General features: G+C 59.0%; 4 protein-coding genes. 3 read left to right on the top strand and 1 reads right to left on the bottom strand.

The features are described from left to right. Window positions 1–121 precede the first annotated feature (121 nt). On the bottom strand, window positions 122–727 hold the full coding sequence (locus I6N89_RS25295) for a helix-turn-helix domain-containing protein (RefSeq protein ID WP_207020964.1): 606 nt from the start codon (window positions 725–727) through the stop codon (window positions 122–124). A gap of 235 nt (window positions 728–962) precedes the next feature. On the opposite strand from I6N89_RS25295, the gene I6N89_RS25290 reads away from it, so the two are divergent. From I6N89_RS25290 to I6N89_RS25280, 3 genes are all read left to right on the top strand, one after another. Continuing rightward, window positions 963–1205: a helix-turn-helix domain-containing protein gene (locus I6N89_RS25290; protein WP_207020963.1), complete on the top strand. Its 243-nt coding sequence runs from the start codon at window positions 963–965 to the stop codon at window positions 1203–1205. Between the two features lie 200 nt (window positions 1206–1405). Further along, a complete protein-coding gene (locus I6N89_RS25285; protein WP_207020962.1) occupies window positions 1406–2098 on the top strand; it encodes a TnsA endonuclease N-terminal domain-containing protein in 693 nt (230 codons plus the stop codon). Continuing rightward, window positions 2098–2309 (top strand): hypothetical protein (locus tag I6N89_RS25280; protein ID WP_207020961.1); only part of this gene is annotated, 212 nt, incomplete at its 3' end. The genes I6N89_RS25285 and I6N89_RS25280, both read left to right, overlap by 1 nt.

The raw sequence follows: 2309 nt of genomic DNA, 5'->3' as shown, positions 1-2309 counted from the left end.
CAACATCCCACACTGTGCTCCCCGATGATCTCGGGAGCATCATCACCATCAGTGTGAGGGGGTCATTTTTGGATGCCGATCACCCCCGCCACGGGGTCAATTTTGCATGCTTGTTCACACCTTAGAGAGCCCTTCTCCCCCTATCGCTCGTTAGAATATGTCTGGCGGCCTTGAGTACGGGCAGCTCGGCAACGACTGAAAACAAGAAGAGCGCGATCACGAAGAAAGATCCGAGGAACATCCAGTCTATGCCATTGATCTCGAGGCCTAAAGGCAGGTCGAGCTCCAGCGCGACTTGCTTGGCGGCGAAGTATACTGCAGCGCTGAAAAAGGCGTAGTCGCGGATCTTCAAAAGGCGCTGTCCTAGTGGAGAGTAGTTCCGCTCCCTGGCTTCCAGACCCTCTCGCCTAAGCTTCAGCCAGAAATCTTCCTCCGTCCCAGTCACTGCCGTTGCGCTTGGAGACAGCTCAGCGCCGCCCAGCCCAACCGCAGCGGCCAGTTGGGCGCTGGCAAGAGGGTCGATCTTGTATACCTGAATGATAGCCAGCCGCGCAGCCTGGGGCAGCTCGCGTTCCCCGCGCTCATAGCGGCGTAGGGCGCGGTCCGAGAGCCCGATGGCCGCGGCGAACTGGGCCTGACTCAGTCCGGTGGACGCACGAATGGCCTGGAGGTTGGCCGCACCAACCCGCCGAGCAATCGATTCGTGATCTTCCTGTGGCGTGGCCAAATCCGTTGATCCGGTGTCTGAGCTGTTTGTCCCTCTCAGGAACCTTAGCTCAGAATGCTGGTCAGCGGTCAGGAAAACAAGGGCATCGGACCGTTTGGTCCGTGCGGACCAAACGGTCCGGGTGGTTTTTTGTTTTACGACAATATCTTGAGAGATTGACTGCTTCGGATGGAGTTCCTTAGCTGGATGATGAGCCCGGCTGTTTTTGCTCTCTCAGAACCAGGAGATCGCCCCGATGCGCACCCCTACAAAGGCGGATTTGGACGCCCACGAGCGTCTGAAGGCGGAACTTCGAATCCGAGGAACGTCACTGGCGCAGATCTCGCGTGAACTTGGAGTCAGTGACTCCGCACTGACTTTGGTCGGAAAGCGGATGTGTCGGTCTCAGCGCATCGAAGAAGCACTTGCGCACGCCGTGGGCATGTCGCCGGAAGAATTGTTCCCAATCCACGAAGAGGAAGGAGTGAGCATGACCTAGAAAAGCAAAGGGCCCGAGGAGTTACCGCTCCCAAGGCCCTTCAGGTGTATCAAGTTGAAGCCAGATACACCTCATTCATGACCCAACTTTCGGCCCCGGTCAAGCGTGCAGAGACTTCTGCGGGCCGGGGCCCCATGTCTCCATGAAAGAGGACCCCGTTGCACCGGCAGGCTTGCCTGCGGTGCCGGGAGCAACAGCCTATGTATGACGAAGATATTGGGGGGCCGTACGCCCCGCCCGAGCGGACGCGCGCGACCCGGATGTTCCCGGCCCGATCGCGGGCGAGTGCACGAGGGTTTCTGGTCGCGAAACTGCGTGCCCAGGCCGCCTGGCGGCAGCTGATCTTCGAGAGCCACCTTGAGCGAAAATGTCTTTTGGTGCTGCTCTCCCAGCATGCGGTCGTCGACGTCTGGGATCAGCCGCCTCAGATCACCTATAGAAACCAAGATGGGAAGCTGAAGCCCCACACCTTCGATTTCCTGGCCACGTTGGACGACGGCAAAAGGATCGCGATTGCCGTCAAACCGGATGGGCTGGTTGAACGAAATGGTTTCGACCGTGAGTTCGCGCTGATCAGAGCTCAGACCGCGAAGCAATTCGCGGACGATGCACTGCTCGTAACGGATAGTAGCTTCTCCGCGGCCGAAGTGCGCAACGCGGAGCTGCTGCACATGTTTCGACAGGTCGAGGATGCCGAAGCAGATTCGGCGGTTCAGCAGGTGCTCCGTGGCATGAACCGCGAAATGTCTCTGGGGCAGGTTGTTGCCGCGACCTGTCTGGAGGGGAGGGCATTCCGCGCAGGCTTCAAGGCGATCTTCAACGGGGCCGCCATGACGAACCTGTCCGTTCCTGTGACCGAGGCCAGCATGCTCTCGATGCCGGAGGTGCGCTGATGGCAGTCAGGCTACGGATCAGCAAATCAGATGCGCTGGTTGTGGGCGGCACCGTGCATGTGGTCTGCGGCGTCTTGGATAGCACGCTGGAACTGGCCTGCTGCCGGTTTCGTGGACACCGAGATAAGGTGTTTATGAAACCGGAGAAACTACATGACGAGAAGAGCATTCAGCCGCGAGTTCAAGCAGGAAGCGGTGGAACTGATCACGA

The organism is Salipiger abyssi (genome assembly GCF_017311415.1).
GTDB lineage: Bacteria > Pseudomonadota > Alphaproteobacteria > Rhodobacterales > Rhodobacteraceae > Salipiger > Salipiger abyssi_A.
This window is presented reverse-complemented; position numbering and strand designations above follow the sequence as displayed.

Bases quoted from the DNA above. Each gene is read 5' to 3' on its own strand.
- I6N89_RS25285 (WP_207020962.1), top strand. From the start codon at position 1,406: ATGTATGACGAAGATATTGGGGGGCCGTACGCCCCGCCCGAGCGGACG.
- I6N89_RS25290 (WP_207020963.1), top strand. From the start codon at position 963: ATGCGCACCCCTACAAAGGCGGATTTGGACGCCCACGAGCGTCTGAAG.